Annotated in this window: 12 protein-coding genes; 7 read left to right on the top strand and 5 right to left on the bottom strand. The window is 56.2% G+C overall.

What is annotated here, in order from left to right:
* Nucleotides 1-6 precede the first annotated feature (6 nt).
* Complete coding sequence (pyrF, locus tag AC3CHX_RS01840; protein ID WP_488642414.1) at nucleotides 7-834, bottom strand: orotidine-5'-phosphate decarboxylase; 828 nt, start codon at nucleotides 832-834, stop codon at nucleotides 7-9.
* A gap of 185 nt (nucleotides 835-1,019) precedes the next feature.
* Between pyrF and AC3CHX_RS01835 the strand changes: the two genes are divergently transcribed.
* Genes AC3CHX_RS01835 through AC3CHX_RS01825 form a run of 3 tightly spaced genes read left to right on the top strand, consistent with a single transcriptional unit; the run spans nucleotide 1,020 to nucleotide 2,968 of the window.
* Complete coding sequence (locus AC3CHX_RS01835) at nucleotides 1,020-1,619, top strand: LemA family protein (protein ID WP_488642413.1); 600 nt, start codon at nucleotides 1,020-1,022, stop codon at nucleotides 1,617-1,619.
* The gene (locus tag AC3CHX_RS01830) at nucleotides 1,619-2,464 is read left to right on the top strand and encodes a TPM domain-containing protein (RefSeq protein ID WP_488642412.1); all 846 of its coding nucleotides are present in this window, start codon (nucleotides 1,619-1,621) and stop codon (nucleotides 2,462-2,464) included. Before AC3CHX_RS01835 ends, AC3CHX_RS01830 begins: the two co-directional genes overlap by 1 nt.
* On the top strand, nucleotides 2,465-2,968 hold the full coding sequence (locus AC3CHX_RS01825) for a TPM domain-containing protein (protein WP_488642411.1): 504 nt from the start codon (nucleotides 2,465-2,467) through the stop codon (nucleotides 2,966-2,968).
* A 78-nt stretch (nucleotides 2,969-3,046) separates the two neighbouring features.
* On the opposite strand, the gene dacB is transcribed toward AC3CHX_RS01825, so the two are convergent.
* Nucleotides 3,047-4,486 carry a D-alanyl-D-alanine carboxypeptidase/D-alanyl-D-alanine endopeptidase gene (gene dacB, locus AC3CHX_RS01820; RefSeq protein ID WP_488642410.1) on the bottom strand — a complete coding sequence of 480 codons (1,440 nt, stop codon included), beginning with the start codon at nucleotides 4,484-4,486 and terminating at the stop codon, nucleotides 3,047-3,049.
* An 88-nt stretch (nucleotides 4,487-4,574) separates the two neighbouring features.
* Nucleotides 4,575-4,757, bottom strand: coding sequence for a hypothetical protein (locus AC3CHX_RS01815; protein WP_488642409.1), 183 nt, complete (start codon nucleotides 4,755-4,757; stop codon nucleotides 4,575-4,577).
* A 742-nt stretch (nucleotides 4,758-5,499) separates the two neighbouring features.
* Between AC3CHX_RS01815 and mgtA the strand changes: the two genes are divergently transcribed.
* Nucleotides 5,500-8,262 (top strand): magnesium-translocating P-type ATPase, encoded by a 2,763-nt coding sequence (mgtA, locus tag AC3CHX_RS01810; RefSeq protein WP_488642408.1) that lies wholly within the window; start codon nucleotides 5,500-5,502, stop codon nucleotides 8,260-8,262.
* A gap of 141 nt (nucleotides 8,263-8,403) precedes the next feature.
* Here mgtA and AC3CHX_RS01805 read toward each other — a convergent pair whose 3' ends face one another.
* Entirely contained in the window at nucleotides 8,404-9,063 is a 660-nt protein-coding gene (locus tag AC3CHX_RS01805; protein WP_488642407.1) for a DUF1345 domain-containing protein, read from the bottom strand.
* 294 nt (nucleotides 9,064-9,357) lie between these two features.
* Between AC3CHX_RS01805 and AC3CHX_RS01800 the strand changes: the two genes are divergently transcribed.
* Together AC3CHX_RS01800 and AC3CHX_RS01795 are read left to right on the top strand one after the other, a co-directional pair.
* Entirely contained in the window at nucleotides 9,358-9,558 is a 201-nt protein-coding gene (locus AC3CHX_RS01800) for a hypothetical protein (protein ID WP_488642406.1), read from the top strand.
* A 71-nt stretch (nucleotides 9,559-9,629) separates the two neighbouring features.
* A complete protein-coding gene (locus tag AC3CHX_RS01795) occupies nucleotides 9,630-10,505 on the top strand; it encodes a hypothetical protein (RefSeq protein WP_488642405.1) in 876 nt (291 codons plus the stop codon).
* 126 nt (nucleotides 10,506-10,631) lie between these two features.
* Here the strand turns inward: AC3CHX_RS01795 and AC3CHX_RS01790 are convergent, their stop codons facing one another.
* The gene (locus tag AC3CHX_RS01790; RefSeq protein WP_488642404.1) at nucleotides 10,632-13,181 is read right to left on the bottom strand and encodes an endonuclease/exonuclease/phosphatase family protein; all 2,550 of its coding nucleotides are present in this window, start codon (nucleotides 13,179-13,181) and stop codon (nucleotides 10,632-10,634) included.
* Between the two features lie 521 nt (nucleotides 13,182-13,702).
* Here AC3CHX_RS01790 and AC3CHX_RS01785 point away from each other — a divergent pair.
* On the top strand, nucleotides 13,703-17,092 hold the full coding sequence (locus AC3CHX_RS01785) for an ATP-binding protein (RefSeq protein WP_488642403.1): 3,390 nt from the start codon (nucleotides 13,703-13,705) through the stop codon (nucleotides 17,090-17,092).
* Nucleotides 17,093-17,116: the final 24 nt, after the last annotated feature.

The raw sequence follows: 17,116 nt of genomic DNA, 5'->3' as shown, positions 1-17,116 counted from the left end.
ATCAGTTCAGGTACGAAAGCGATTAATCGCATCCCGCGTTTCCAATGCGACGCGCCGCGCTGCCTGGGCGAAATCCTCACCCGCCGCTTCGTCCGCTTTTGCGTACAGAATGGCCCGTGACGAATTGATCATCATGCCGGCGCCATTTGCCGTTTTGCCGGCATTCACGGTCGCCTGAATGTCGCCACCCTGCGCACCGACACCCGGCACCAGCAATGGCATATCACCAATGATGCTGCGCACCTGCGCCAGTTCCTGCGGGAAGGTCGCACCGACCACCAGGCCGCATTGGCCATTGGTGTTCCACTTTTCGGCAACCAGCCGGGCCACATGCTGATACAGCGGCTGGCCGTCGACCATCATGAATTGCAGGTCGGAGCCGCCCGGATTGGACGTACGGCACAGCACGATGGCACCGCGATCTTTCCATTCCAGATATGGGGCAACCGAATCCCACCCCATATACGGGCTCATGGTCACCGCGTGGGCGCCATACCGCTCGTATGCTTCGCGGGCGTACTGCTGCGCGGTAGCGCCGATGTCGCCGCGCTTGGCGTCGAGTACGATAGGAATGGCCGGATGCGCGCTGCGGATATAGTCGCAAATCGCTTCCAGCTGGTCTTCCGCCCGCAACGCCGAGAAATAGGCGATTTGCGGCTTGAAGGCGCAGACGGTATCGGCGGTAGCGTCAATGATCGCCTTGCAAAAGGCAAAGATCGCATCCGGCTGCTTCTGCAAATGCGTTGGAAACTTGGCAATATCCGGATCCAGCCCAACGCACAGCAGCGAATTGTTGGCGGTCCAGGCGGCGGATAATTTATCGATGAAAGTCACGGTGTAACCCTAATAATACGAACGCCGACATTGTAACTTGTTGCGCCCCTCGCGCGCTGATGCCGCGCCTCGCGCCACCCGCGCATAGTGCATACTTGCTCTATATTTAACGCTTGAGCGCTGACAGATAGTTTGCTAACGTGCGGCAAGGGCCGCTGCCGATTTCCTCTCCTATGGGACGCATCATGCAAAAAACCTTTCAATGGCTGGTGATCATAGCCTTCGTCTCGTTGCTCAACGCGTGTGGCTACAATGAATTCCAGACCAAGGACGAAGCCGTCAAAGCCGCCTGGGGCGAAGTCGTCAATCAATATCAGGGCCGCGCCGATCTGGTGCCTAAAATTGCACAAATCGTGAAAGCCTATGCTACCCATGAAGAGGCGACTTTCGAAGCCGTCACCAAGGCGCGTGCGGCAGCAACCAGCTTCCAGATCACCCCGGAGGTTCTCAACGATCCAGCCGCCTTTGAAAAATTCCAGCAGGTGCAAGGGCAATTGTCATCGGCCCTGTCGCGCTTGATGGCGGTCTCCGAAAACTACCCCCAGCTAAAAGCTGACGGCCTTTACCGTGATGCGCAGTCGCAACTCGAAGGTATCGAAAATCGCATCAAGGTCGCACGTAATCGCTACATCGTCGCGGTGCAGGACTACAACGTACTGGCCCGCAGCTTCCCCACCAACCTGACCGCCAAAGCCATGGGCTATGCCGTCAAGCCATCGTTCTCGGTGGATAACGAAAAAGCCATTTCGACCTCGCCTGAGGTTGATTTCGGCGGTAAAAAATAATGTCGACCACCGCAACGCCAGTGCGCTCGACGGTTTTGCATCTGGCGCTGGTGCTGGCGCTGCTCGGACTGTGGATGATTGCGGCCAACGCGCAAGCAGAAAACCAGGTAGCGGTGCCGCCGTTGCAAGCGCATGTCACCGATCAAATCGGCATGCTGCAGCCCGCGCAGCGCAACACGCTGGAGTCGGTGCTGAGTGACTATGAAGCGCGCAGCGGCAGCCAGATCGCGGTGCTGTTGTTAAGCAGCACCGCGCCGGAAGGCATTGAGGACTACAGCATCCGTGTCGCCGATGCCTGGAAGCTCGGCCGCAAAGGCATCGACGACGGCGTGATTCTGATCGTCGCCAAAGACAATCCGAAAGGCTTGCGCCGGCTACGGATCGAAGCCGGACGCGGCGTCCAGGGCGTATTGACCGATGCCCAGTCGAAACGCGTGTTGCAAGACGTGATTGCCCCGTACTTTGAGAAAAATGATTTTTACGGCGGCCTGACCGCTGGTGTCGCGGCGCTGACATCGATTCTGGATCAACAGTCATTGCCGCCGGCGCAGCGCAAGCAGGCGCCGCAACAGGAAGCGGCATCCGGTAACTTTGCCTCACTGGCGCCCTTGCTGTTTATCGGCTTCATGGTGTTCGTGACATTGATCGCGCGCAGACGCGGCGGCGGCCCCGGCGCAGGACACGCACTTAACAGCAACGTCTGGGGCAATGCCGCCGGTGTGATTATCGGAAGCGCGTTGAGTCAGGCTGGTCGCGGCGGTGGCGGACTTGGAGGAGGAAGTGGTGGCGGCTTCGGCGGTGGCGGCGGTGGTTTTGATGGCGGCGGCGCCTCGGGAGACTGGTAAATGAAGACAATAATCAAGCGCCTGTTCCGGCATCTCATCACCACGCGCCGCACCGCCCGACAAGCATTTCCCGAAGCGACACTGAAAGCGATCCAGGCCAAAATCGCCGAAGGCGAACTCACGCATCGGGCCGAGGTAAGAATGGTCGTGGAGGCATCGCTCCACCTGCAAGCGGTGCTGGATGGCGTCGCCTCGCGTCAGCGTGCGCACGAACTTTTCTCGCATTACCGGATGTGGGACACCGAAGAAAATATCGGAGTCCTGCTCTACATCAACATCGCCGACCGCAAAGTCGAAATCATCACCGACCGCGCAGTCGGCCGCGCGATACGTTCTACGGAATGGCTGGCAGTATGTCAAACCATGACCCGGGAATTCGCCAATGGCACTTTCCACGACAGCACCCTGGCGGCACTCGGACAATTGAATGGCTTGTTGACTACTCACTTTCCAGACAAAGATGGCAAGCGCAATGAATTATCGGATCGACCGGTGATGCTGTGATGCGGTACTGCGCTACCTGACTCCGGGCACAGGTAAAACGGGAACGGAACGCCGCAAGTTGCTCATCAAATAGCGCCATCAACCATTCTCATAAACCCACTGCAACAACGCGTCCTGCGCCCCCTGCCCGCGCGGCGCATTTCCATGATTGATCAAAAACACCACCACATAATATTTCCCCGAAGCCGCCAGCACATACCCCGCAATCGCCCGCACATCGTTCAGGGTGCCGGTTTTTACATGGGCCTGACCCGCTACCGCCTGTCCCTTCAGACGCTTGCGCATGGTGCCGTCAAAACCAACCAGCGGCAGCGAGGAAATAAACTCCGGCATCGTCGGCGACTGATACGCCGACGCCAGCATGCGGCCCATGGTACGCGCCGAGATACGTTCGTTGCGTGACAAACCTGAGCCATTTTCGATCACCAGATCATCCGCCTGTATGCCCTTGCTGGCAAGCCAGCTTTGCACCGCACGCGCTCCGCGCTCTGGCGTCGCCGGCAATGTCAGGATGTCAGCCGCAATCGTCAGCAACAACTGGCGCGCCATCACGTTGTTGCTATATTTGTTGATGTCGCGGATCACCTCAGGCAAGCTGACAGAATTCCACTCGGCAATACAGCGCGCGCCAACCGGCACTGTGCCGGTTTTGACCGTGCCGCTAAAGGTACCGCCAAGATCGGTCCACATTTGCCGGAACACTGCGCCAAAATAGTCCGACGAACGCATTTTGTAGGGATTCACATACCAGGTTTTTTCACCGCAGGACTCGGGCAAGGTGCCACTAAAACTGGCACCGTTCTGATCGAACGAGGCCAGCAACTTTCCTTGCCAGTCACCACAAGCGCCCTTGCCCGGACGCGGCGGCAGCACCTGATAGCCTGCCATCGGCGGATCGAGCACGACCCGGACCAGCCCGGTAGACGCATCCGGCACAAACTGGAAAGTCAGCGCTTTGTAATTCAGCAGCAAGGCATCGGGGCCGACGTTGTATGGCTTCAAAGGGTCGCCGTCAAATTTGGACGGATCGTAGGCGCTTTCGTCAAAAATGCTGCGATCCAGCACGACGTTGCCGCGAATATCGCGGATGCCTTTGGCGCGGATCTGTCGCAAGAACAGCCAGAAATTTTCCAGCACCAGTTTCGGATCGCCACCGCCCTTGAAAATCAGGTCGCCTTGCAAAGTAGTGCCAAGCTGCCGGCCGTCCGTATATGCCGTGGTCTTCCAGCTATACGCCGGCCCCAGCAATTCTAGTGCGGCGTCAGTGGTGACCAGCTTCATGGTCGAGGCAGGATTGAACGGCGTACTGATATTGGTCGCCGCCAGCAGTTTGCCGCCGGCCGCGGCTTCCTGCACATACAGGCCCACATTTTGCGATGGAATATCGGCAGCTTGCAGCGCCGCATTCACCGACGGCGGCAACTGCAATTCTTGTGCATGACTAACTGAATACGGGGAAAACAGGACGGACGAGAGAAACAGCGTGCTGATGGTACGGAATTTGTTCAACATGGGCATCAGGAAGAAAAGGGAAATCGTGCAGGATTATCCCATGCGCGCGACCGATGCCAAGCGAGTGAATTATCAGGAAATTTTAAAACCGGTATCAGATCATGACTTCTATCATTTCAAGCAGCAACACTGCCAGCAGTGCTCCGGCCACCAAACCAACCGTGCATAAGCCGCCATGTGCAACTTTGGATCTGACCGGTACTTCAGCAAATAGTATCAATCCGAAAAGTGCCATAGGCACAAAAAAAATCAGGTTCTTGACGATTAAATCCTGCATGGCCGTCCCCGTCTTTTGATTATATTTTCAGTATAGTTTTCGACAATCAAAAAACAAGGCAAGAATCCTGACGGCTCAGAGCAGGCGCTCTCCATAATTGCTATTAGTTCAATCATATGGACCGTCAATTTCTATCTGCGCCATGCGCACAGATTAAGGGCAACGCAAATACCGTAGCGAACGCGCCAACCAGATTGACTTCTCATGCTGTTGCGCACAATTTTTTCTTGACCGTCGTTTGCGTCAGGATTACCATCCGCATGTTTTCATTTTATGGAGCCCCATTCATGGGCACTTGTTCGAGTGACAGTTGTTGCCAGACCCGCTCTGGCCACGTCTCGGCAAGATAACGCAGGCTTCCCCTGCCGTCATCTCGCCGCTGGCGAATGATGGTATCCCGATGTACGGAACATGCGACCAGTGTGTTCTGCACACACAGATTTCCACTACCTGACTCATATATACGCAAAGTTGCGTCGACACTTATCGTTGAATTTTTCGATGATAAGCGCCGATAGATGTTGTTGGATGCCGCACGTTGTCATCGCGCAGCATTGCAATGCTGCGCGAACTGCCTCCGATATGCGAGCAAGTGCTATCGGCGCATTCGAAGACCTGCGGCGAGCATCGCATATCCCGGATTGGTTCGTGCAGCGGGGCTTTCAGGCGATCTCAAACGCGCCGGATGGTACTGACGGGTCGACGACGACCGAGAATGTTTTATAGAAAAAAGAATAACATCATGAACCTGAATCTCTTGAAAGATACCTTCGTTAGGTTTGTCCACGCCCATGGCATGGACCGGCATTTCCGCCGCTTCGGTAGCGACATGTTTCGCAGTACACCGATCCAGAAAGAAGTGCCGCCAACACTGGCGCAACATTTGCTCAACGCCGCGCGCGCCGATCTCGCGGTACTGCTCGACCAGCTGCACAGCCGCACCGACGGCCTGACCGAATCCGAAGCCGAAGCGATCCGGCTGCGGGTTGGCCCCAACGAAGTCGAGCACGAAAAGCCGCTGCGATGGTGGGCGCATCTATGGCAATGCTATAAGAATCCGTTCAACCTGCTGCTGACCGTGCTAGCCGCAGTCTCGTTTGCGACCGAAGACATGAAAGCCACCGTCGTCATCGGTTCGATGGTGGTGCTATCGACGCTGATGCGCTTCGTGCAGGAAACGCGCTCCAACAGCGCCGCCGACAAACTCAAGGAAATGGTCAGCAATACCGCGACCGTGCTGCGTCACGATCTGGCCACCGATATTGCCGACGAAGCGCTGCGCTATTTCGAAGCCACGCTGCATCCAAAAAGCGCGCGGCGGATTGAGCTGCCGATCAAAAAACTGGTGCCGGGCGATATCGTCCAGCTCTCCGCCGGCGACATGATTCCGGCCGACCTGCGTTTACTGACGGCCAAGGACTTGTTTATCAGCCAGGCGGCGATGACAGGCGAGTCGCTGCCGGTCGAGAAATTCATACTCCATCGCGGCTACGATGCCGGCAACCCGCTGGAGCTGGACAATCTTTGCTTCATGGGCACCAACGTCGTCAGCGGATCGGCCACGGCGATAGTCGTCACCACCGGAAATCAAACCTATTTCGGCGCACTGGCCGAACGTGTCACCGCCGCCGACCGTACCCCGACTGCGTTCCAGCTGGGTGTCAACAAGGTCAGCTGGTTACTGATTCGTTTCATGATGGTGATGACCCCCGTCGTATTTTTCCTGAACGGCTTTACCAAGGGCGACTGGCTTGAGGCGTTTCTGTTCGGCCTGTCCGTGGCGGTTGGCCTGACGCCGGAAATGCTGCCGATGATTGTCACCTCGACGCTGGCCAAGGGTGCGGTCGTCCTGTCGCGCCAGAAAGTGATCGTCAAACGACTCGATGCGATTCAGAATTTCGGCGCGATGGATGTACTGTGTACCGACAAGACCGGCACCCTGACACAAGACAAAATTTTTCTGGAACGGCATACCGACATTCTGGGGAAGCCGGATGACCTGGTGCTGGAATATGCTTACCTGAACAGTCACTATCAAACCGGCCTGAAGAACCTGCTTGACGTTGCGGTGCTGGACCATGCCGAACTGCAACGCGAAATGGCGTTGGCATCTGCCTACCGCAAAGTCGATGAAATCCCGTTCGACTTCCAGCGCCGCCGCATGTCGGTGGTGGTCAGCGAACGTGAAGACCATCATGAATTGATTTGTAAAGGCGCGGTCGAAGAAATCGTTTCGGTCTGTACCCACGCCCGCCATCATGGCGCGGTGGTGCCATTTTCCGCCGAGTTGCTAAAAGAAATCCACGATACGACTGCCAGCCTCAACGCCGAGGGTCTGCGCGTCGTTGCAGTTGCCGCCAAAGATCTGCCGCCGACCAAGGACGTCTACGGCGTTGCCGACGAATCGAATCTGGTACTCATCGGTTACATCGCCTTCCTCGATCCACCAAAGGAATCGACCAAACCGGCGCTGGACGCCTTGAAAAAACACGGCGTCACCGTCAAAATCCTGACCGGCGACAACCAGCTGGTGACTGCCAAAATCTGTCGCCAGGTTGGCCTCACCGTCGACAGCATGTTGCTCGGCGCCGATGTCGAAAAGATGAGTGATGCCGAGCTGGCCGTCGCAGTCGAAACAACGACCGTGTTTGCCAAACTCAGCCCGACGCATAAGGAACGCATCGTGCGCACGCTGCACAACAATGGGCACGTGGTCGGCTTCATGGGTGACGGCATCAACGACGCTCCCGCATTGCGTGCCGCCGACATTGGCATTTCGGTCGATACCGCAGTCGATATCGCCAAGGAAGCTGCCGATATCATCCTGCTGGAAAAGAGTTTGATGGTGCTGGAAGAAGGTGTTTTGGAAGGTCGCAAGACATTCGCCAACATGCTGAAATACATCAAGATGACCGCCAGCTCCAACTTCGGCAACGTGTTCTCGGTGCTGGTAGCCAGTGCCTTCCTGCCCTTCCTGCCGATGCTGCCGTTGCATCTGCTGGTGCAAAATCTGCTTTACGATATTTCGCAAATCACGATCCCGTTCGACAACGTCGACAAGGAATTCCTGGAAAAACCGCAGCGCTGGGAGGCGAAAGAAATCGGTCGCTTCATGATCTATTTCGGGCCGATCAGCTCGATCTTCGACATCGCTACTTTCGCTTTGCTGTGGTACGTCTTCGGCGCCAATACCGAAGCGCATCAAACCCTGTTCCAATCGGGCTGGTTCGTCGAAGGACTGCTATCGCAAACACTGATCGTCCACATGATACGGACCCGCAAGATACCGTTCTTCCAGAGCCGTGCCTCATGGCCGCTGCTCAGCATGACCATCATCATCATGGCGATCGGCATCCTGATACCGATGTCGCCGCTGGCGCACTACTTCAAGCTGCAGGCGCTGCCGCTCAGCTATTTCCCATGGCTATTGCTGATTCTGGGCGCGTATGCCGTGCTGACGCAGATAATGAAGGGCTGGTACACGCGGCGCTTTGGCTGGCAGTAAAGCCAGCCAGCGCCTCTGTGCAAGATGTAGATCAAAAGACGGACAGCGCAGGATGCGCGCGCTACCGAACGTAAAAAAAACCAGCGATTGCAGCTGGTTTTTTTTGGCGACCGAAAACACTAGGACTTTATCAGCGCGGATTCACGATATCAAGCCGGCGGCAATATTGATCGACAATCCCAGAATCGCCGAATTAAACAAAAACGCCAACACCGATTGCACCAGCACAGTCTTGCGCATGGAACGGGTCATCACACTGACGTCCGAGGTTTGCGCTGCGACCGCTATCGTGAACGAGAAATAGAGAAAATCCCAGTAATCCGGATTCTGTTCCTCTTCGGGGAAACGCAAAGGCCGCTTGCCAACCTTTGCGCTATAGAAGAGTCGCGCATAATGCAGCGTGAACATGGTGCTTACCAGGAACCATGACCCCAGCACCGTCAGACCGGTAAATAAATATCGGATCTCTTTTGGTCCCGGCAAAAAATCCTTGGCCTGAGACAACCCGAACACCACGGCCCCAATGCTGGAAGTCGCAGCGACGCAAATCAGCACCAAAATCATTCTGTCGTTCTCATCCTCGATCGCAGCGCGCCTTCTCACCTGTGCCGGCTGCGCTCTGACCATCATCCACCAGATAGCGATCAGATATCCCCACACACCTGCATTCCAGCTAATCAGGCCGCGCGTGATCGCCGAGCCGGCCGGCAGTAACGCCCAGATGACGACTGCGAAGATCAATGCGAGAACCAGACGTGGGTGAGTATGAAAAACAAGATTGCGGATTTTTCGAATGGGCATGCTTCAAGACCTTAAAAATATGGATTTGACTGCGTGGCATAACGTCCCGATAGCGGTCCGTGCTTGGCGCGACCGGCATCGGTTCGAACGCAAGTGATGTTATATGGCTTCACGATAAATACGTGGAACATAACACGTCATCAACGGCGTCTGTTTACATGCTACGGCAAGTGTCGCTGGTGGCGATAGAAAGTACTGCGAGGCAAAGCGGCGAACCAAAGCGTCTGCCATGCAACGAGAACCGCCGGTCGACTTTTGCGCGTGACCGACACAGTCACCTCTACGCCATAGATCGTGGCGGGGTGGCGCGCGGTGCGGTACAGCGCCGGCGACGACGCGACGTTCTTCCTGGATTTCAAGGTACCCTACTCGAAGAGCAACAGCGCCGGTATCCGCTGCGAAGGGAAAGACTGCAAGTTGTATTCCTACTCGGTGTCGCCAGTGCCGGAGACGGGCTACAAAACCACGCCGGCCTACACTATCATCCGGAAATAAGGCGAGCCCCGCCGGGTTGGCCGTTATCACTCGCGCAGCGGCCGCTGCGCACTTTTTTATGGAGTAAGCCTGTGACTGTTCATCCCTGCAAGTGCGACGTCTTCAACCCCATCGATTTTATCCAGGATGGCGCTCCCCATCCCTTACAGGACACCGCAGGCTTCCCCTTCCTGTACAACGACAACGGCTGGGGGCGCCAACTGGAAAGGCCGCATGGGCGGGCGATCGAGATGCGTCCCGAAAATGTGCTCCTTGATCTGGGCAGCAAGTACACGCGCATCAAGCACTGGTCCCGTGACGTCGAACCGGACCGAGGTCCCCCCTACCCGATCACGCAGTTCGATTTTCTCGCCGCCGAAGTGCACTACCAGCCCTTGCTGGCCACGCGCGAGAACGCGCAGGCTTTCGGCATGACCCTACTCAAGAATGGCGAATGCGTGCGCTTCCCGTACGACAATCTGGTCATGACCGACTATACCTACGGCAAATGGGCCGGCTATCAATCCCCGTATCTGGGCCGGGGCCGGGGGCGCGAGCTGCTCGTGATCAACCCGACCGACCTGGAGTATCACAATTTTCCGCACGTGTTTTTTTCGCGCGATACCTTACCGCTGGTCATCAGCGTGGCGCGCTGGCGACCCTATGTCGACGAAATCACGCTGGCCGACCTGTGGATCGCGCCGGGAGACGCCATCGTCCTGCCGCCCAAGGTCATGCCGCCCGGGCCGGCGCATGATGCCTCCCATAAGGACAGGTGGAGCCTGGTGCTCGATCTGCACGGCAACCGCAACGCGGCCCAGGCCTGCCGCTTTGTCGACGGCCATCCGGTGCTGGAAACCACAACAATCCTCGCCAACAGTGAAGCAATGGTCGCGCCAGCCACCAGGCCGCACTACTTCGAAGAAAAAGCCCCGACCCGGCATGTTCCCATAGTTCTACCGGAATAATCTCGCGTTCCGGCGGTGAAAATTCTATCCAGCGTACAATCCTGTGAACCTCGAATAAGTACCCACTCAAAAGCAATTGCGAGTGGGTACTCAGGAACCTGTCTAATAAATTCCCAACGCGAGAAATTACTTTTTATTAATCTGAATCCAGATTGCCTCCACCCGTTTATTCTTACCGCGGTTGCCGCAGAACTCCCCAGCGTTGACGAATTCGGTGTCTCCCTGCTCCTGTATGTGGGCGCGGTAAGTGAGGCTGTACTGCTCCGCTGCAGATCCGGTGAGTTTAATGGCAAAACCTTCGACCGCTTTATTCTGGCCTACCGTACCGATATAGCTACCGTCAGTGACCCATTTCGTATCGCCCTGATTGGCGATGTGGGCCATGTAGCTAAAGCCAAGATCGGAGATCTTCGATTGCAGCCGGAAGCCTTCAATACGCAAGGCTTCTCCGCGTCGACCGGCCCATACGTCATCGCAATAGGTAACGTCGCCAATGTCCTGGATGTGGACCATGAAGGTGCATTGCGGAACACGGCGTTTCATCTCGGCCTCGATCAGAAGCGGGTAGTGATCGGACAGATCTACCGGGGCATCGTTCAATTGGGTTTGGAGCATGAGCCGACGTTGGTAGTAGCCCTTTCCTTTGTTTGTGCTGGAGTAAGGGTAGAACAGCTGGAGTTTATTGTCGAACAATACCGGGCAGACGCCGCCTATCATCATGTCATGCATGGTGCTCTTGTCTTTGTCTTGCCAGGTTTTGCCATCGGTGGACCAGGCGTGGAAAATCGCATTGCCATTATCGTGACGGTAGTAGACGCGGAAGCGCCCGTCAATTGCAATGATGCCGGGTGCGCCCGAGGTCAGCATATTACCCAGGTGGCCGCATTCCCACTTTTTGCCTGATTCCTTCACCGCGACCATCAGCCCTGAGCTGGTATCTTCGCTGCCGTTATCCTTGGTGACTACGCACAGCCGATTACCAAGTACCGCAGCCGAAATATTCTTGCGCGTCGTGATGTCCACGCCCTCGGCGTTGCCCCAGTTCGACCGATCCCAAGCATCGCCGGCGCGTTCCTTGATGCGATAACGGAGTTGTCCGCCCGAGTCTTGGGCATCTTCGTCGACATAGAAGAGATGAAGCTTGCCGTCGAATACAACGGGACAGACACAGGCTCCGGTATCGAAGCCGACATAGGTCTCTGCGCTCCAGTGTTCACCGTCGGTAGACGAGCGATGGAGGATGCCATTGGTCTTCATGGATTGACCGTGGCGGTAGAAGACGTGAAACTTGCCTTCGTAGGCGACGATGCCGGGCGTGGAGCTGGTATCGAACCCCGGGGCATAATGTTTCCATTTGTTCGTGCGGCGATCGCATACCGCAGTAAGTACGCTTTTATTGCCGTAGTTTTTGCTGGTAACACAGAGCAAGTCATTGATAACAGCAGCCGAGGGCATGCTCTCGCAGCAATAGCGATGCGCGAAATACCATGAGCTCAATGGGTAGTTCAGGTTGCGCGGTATTTCCGCGCGAATCGGGGCGAGCGTCCAGTCCTTGCCGGCTTTGTTCCAGAAATAGTCAATGCGATCGTCGTTTTCAGTATCGCGTTCCGGGCTGAACAGTTGCGCCAGTCGATTGTTGCGCATGCTGATCGTGGCCGAGTCCACGGTGGAGGCAGTGCCATAAATATCCAGCCAGGTGTCGGTCGCCGGGTACACGCCTTCACCTGGAATGGCGAAGATCCGGCGCATGTTTTTGTACTCGTCGGCGTTCGATCCGTGCAGGTTCAAGTCGCCGAACATGATGGCGGGCATGTCGCGATGGGCAGGGCTGGTCAAGACGGTATTCTGGGTAAGCACCTTAATGTCATCGATGTTTCCGAAGGTGTGGGCGGTGCCGATGCGAAGCGGGCCGACTGTGGGTATGTCGGCGACGCAGCTGAGCGCTCCTTTATTGGCCAGCGACTCAAAGCCGCTCGCGCTATGGAATGCTGCAAACGAAGAATCGGAAAGCGGATATTTGCTGAGCAACACCAGGCCGGAGGTGAATTCGATGAACGACTTTGTCGGTCCCAGTCTGCCGAATGGGTAGGCGCTGGCCAAGCGCTCCAGGAACCAACCTTCCCAGCTGTAAGCCCAAACCTCTTGCAGGGAAACAATATCTGCCATGGATTCCATCACATACTTAACGATTTGATCGCGACGCACACCATCTTCATAGTCCGTGCGATCGGTAACCGAGACTACCCGCTCGACATCCGCTCCTGTCGCTATGAATGAGTCTTCCATCAAATGCGTGTTGTAACTGAGCAGGCGCAGGCGAGGAATCGCGGGAGGCGTCTCCAGGCGGAATTTCTCGAATGCACCTGCCACGCTGTGCTGGCAATTGACGATGATGCCCTTCTCACCGGGTTTTTCGCTCACTGAGAGCCGCAGGTAGGCATCGGGAAAGGCTTTCGACTCGAAGGAAACGGTGCCATCCGGATGATGATGGACAATGAACTCTTCATACGCCGCAGCACCGTAGTGCATGTTGACGATGCCGCCGCCCAAGGTGGTCGGCGTGACCACGCCCTTTGCATCCATACGGAGATAGACATTCGGAAAGGATGCCGATTCCAGCCGGGTAAAGTGCGGACTGCCGTCGGCCGGCCGGGGGCTGAGCTTGAATTGTTCCAACGGGCCGGCGCCATGACCGGCGCCGAGCTGCCCGCTGCCATGAGGTTGTGGCGAACGGACGTCCTGGCCGTTCATTTGCAGGTATGGGACCTTGCCGTTGCTCATGGCTTGCGACCTTGCAATCGTGTAAATTATCGGATCAAGTTGTGTCATTTTAAATTCGCTCATGTGATTGGTGATTAAAGACATCTATGGCGCGGAGTACCCAAATCAGATGCCTGACGGTTTGGCGGATTGAAGTGTGCAAGTTCGGCGCCGGACTGGACAGTCCAGCTTGATATCAGTTCAGTCTCAGTTCGGTATCAGCGCGGTTTCAACAGCCGGCACGCAAAGGGTCAACGCGGGTTGGATGGATCCCTGTCAAAGCATTCGCGAGCTTGCGCATCAGCCAGCAGCAATAAAATTAATGAAATGCAACAATCCTGAAGCAGCAGACGGTAGTTAAAGGTAGAATCGGCACTCCATCAAAACCCGGAGTCGCGGCCGTTCAATTTGAGCGGTCCGGGTGGTGAGGCAACAACATGGCAACGCTTGCCCAACTGTCGTCTTTGTCAGGTCGTGAAACGGGTATGGGTCATCCTGAAACAACAAACAAGACACCTCAAACGCCATCTGATGGACGTATTCTGGTCGACGCGGGGCTCCTCAAAGAACTGCGCAAGACGCGTGCGCTCAGCCAAGAGGCGCTTGCTGAACTATGTTTCAGGGAGCAATTGTGTGTTTCAGTAGCTTCCATCAAGCGAGCGGAAACAGGCAAGATTGTGCTCTACCGGACGGCGCGTCATCTGGCGACGATATTCGGCGTTGCGCTTGAAGACTTGCTCTTGCCGTCTGCCGTTTCGACAGCGAGCGCCGCCCCGCTTGTTCCATCGAGGCACAATCAAATTTTCATCCCGGCAGTCGCATCGACGCAGGACGATACGATCCGTTATGTGATCGAAATGCACGTCGCTTTCATACCCCGCTGTAATGAACATATTGTCGCCGTGGCGGAGATGCAGAAAACGGCGGCTTTGCTCGGTGGCAGGGTCATTTCTCACTCAGATATGCATGCAACGGTCATTTTCGGTGATCCGCAAGCCTACCGAAGCGATGCTGAACGCTGCTTGCGTTGCGCACTGGTTTTGCGCGACGACCTGCTGGTTGAACAATGCCACTTGATGGCAATTCGACTCGTGCGGTTGCAGCACGAAAAAGTCGGTGGTGGGAAAATTCTTCCGACCGTTTTGTTTGACCGGTCTGGCGTAGAATTGCCGGCGACATCGGGTAATGCGCTCGCCCCCATCTATGTAGCACGCGAAGTTGCCAATCAACTGGCAGGGAGATTCGCATTTGGCCCGGCGCCCAGGAATTTTTCAGGTTATCGACTTTTCGAGTCAGCCATCGCAGACGGTAATGCATCGACTCAGCCACTAATAGGGCGCCATACCGAAATCCGGCAATTCAAAGGTGTCATTGAGGTCACCACAGAATACCAAACCGGGCACTTGATTTATTTACGCGGCATGGCTGGTCTTGGAAAAACGCGCCTGTCGGTGGAATTCTCCGATATCGCGCGACAGCACGACCTTGCATGTCATCACTGCGAAATTCCAGATTGCGGCTCTGTGCAATGGTACATTCCCTTCAGACAACTGACGTGCAGCTTATTTGCACTTGTTCCCGAGCCTGATGCAAGCGTGCGCTCCGATACAGCACAGATGCTCGATGCCGCCATTGACCGCTTGAATTTGCCTGCGGAGTGGGCAATATTCTATCGCGTCCTGACTGGTGCACCACTGTGCGCCGCGCACTCGGCCCTCTACGCGGAGATGAGTACCGAAGCTCGCCACCGTGGCATGATTAAATCGCTGCAAATATTAATTTTGCGATTGTCCATACAACGGCCGTTGTTACTGACTGTGGAAGACTTGCATTGGGGAGACCCCAAATTATTTGAAGCGCTTGGAACCTTGCTCGTGCTCACCCGCGAAGCCCCGGTTATATGGGTCATCACTTCGCGCGTTGAAAATGACCCGTTGGAAAGCGGGCTTCGTCCGCATTTATCCGATCTTGCATTGACGGTGTTCGACCTGGCACCCATGGGAGCGGCGCAAGCAGGGATGCTCGCCGATCAATTCAGCGACGTCGATACCGGTTACCGGCGACGCTGTGTTGAACGCGCGCAAGGCAACCCCTTGTTTCTGACACAATTGCTTTCTGATCCGAAGGCGCATCTTCCCGACAGCCTCAGGCACCTGGTGCAATCACGGCTGGATGGGCTGTCCGCAAATCATCGCGAGGCGCTGCGCATGGCGGCGGTGATTGGGGATAAATTTGAGCTGGAATTTTTGCGCCAGGCCTTGCAGGCTCCCGGCTATGATCCGCAAGATGCCGGGCGCAATTGCCTGATGCGCCGTGACGGGCAGGGCAGCTACATGTTCGTGCATAACCTCGTCATGCACTGTATCTATGATTCCATCGAATCGACACAACGGCAAAGGCTCCATCGCACCGTCGCCGGCTTGTACAGCGAGCGCGACATCGCCGCATGTGCGCAGCATCTCTTTCGTGCCGGAGATCCAAGTGCGTTTGAGGTCATGCAAAAGGCAATACAGAAAGAGCTTGCCGCACACCAGTTTGGCGTAGCACTGGAATTATGCGAGCAATGCGATGCCAACGATGTGCGCGCCAACCTCAGCTTTTCATTCACCTTGCTGCACGCCCACGCGAGCGCAGGCTTGGGTCTGATGCTCCAGGCAAAGCATCGCTACCAGAAGGCGTTAACACTGGCCCTGAGTCCGCAGGAGAAAATTGAGACCGTGGTTGGACTTGCCACCACACTGAACATCCTCGATGAACTGGATGAAGAAGAGCGCCTGCTTGATGAAGCCGTGCCGCTGGCCGAGGCGCTCAAAGCCAATTTGGCACTGGGTAAACTGTTCTCTCTCAAAGGGAATATCTACTTCCCGCGTGGCGATTTTGCCGAATGCAGGAGGCTACACGAAAATGCCGTACGCCATGCGCAGGCAAGCGCCTCCCTGGAAACCGAAGCGCGTGCTCTCAGTGGCATTGGCGATTCCTACTACGCGCAAGGGCGCATGAAGAAAGCGAATCAGGTTTTTGGCCAGTGCGTCACCATGTGCGAACATCATGGTTTCCTCAATATCGAGGCTTCCAATCGCAGCGCATTGGGTTCGACACGCATCTACCTCGGACAGGTGGAAGAGGCGATCCAGGATGCGCTAGGTTCAGCCGAATTGTCGCGGCGAGTGGGAAATCGGCGCGCCGAAATGGTCTCGCGCATGACCGCCGGATGGGCTTTACTCGCCAGCGGCCACTTCGAGCGTGCGAGCGACCAGGTGTCTTCAGGCCTTGAGCTTAGCCGTTCCATGGGCGCCACACGATTTGAACCCTTCCTGATGGAAAGCCTGGCGCGCATCTCGTGGCTGCGCGGGAATCATGCATTGGCCGAAAGTCAGATCACGTGGTCCGCCGAGGCCGTTGAAAGACTGCAGCTGCAACGTTTCATCGGGCCATGGGTATTTGGTACGCTTGCCCTGTTGTCGAGCGACGCGGCAATCCAGAAGAAAGCGTTGCTGCAAGGCGCCGCCTCCCTGACAAAAGACTGCGTCGCCCACAACGCCTATCGATTCCTGGTCGCTGCCGCAGAGGTCGCTTTGCTCAATGGCGACTTTGACGCTGCGCGACGGTATGCCGATCAATTGGCCGAATATGCGGCTCTGGAATCATGTTTGTGGGTGGAGCACCATGTAAGCCTGATTCGACGCGTCGCGCGCTGGTCAACGGCAAACGCCGATGGAGACAGAGACCATAAGCGAGGCGATCTAATCAGCCAGCGTGATCAAGCCCATGAATTTGGTTTTAGCCATACCACTCCACGCCTTTTCCACGCGCTGGAGAATTTATAAGCGTTTCCCCCGGTTCGGTAGCAC

Source organism: Glaciimonas sp. OK215, assembly GCF_057787885.1.
The sequence above is the reverse complement of the archived record's forward strand: the minus strand, read 5'-3'. Positions and strand labels throughout refer to the sequence as shown.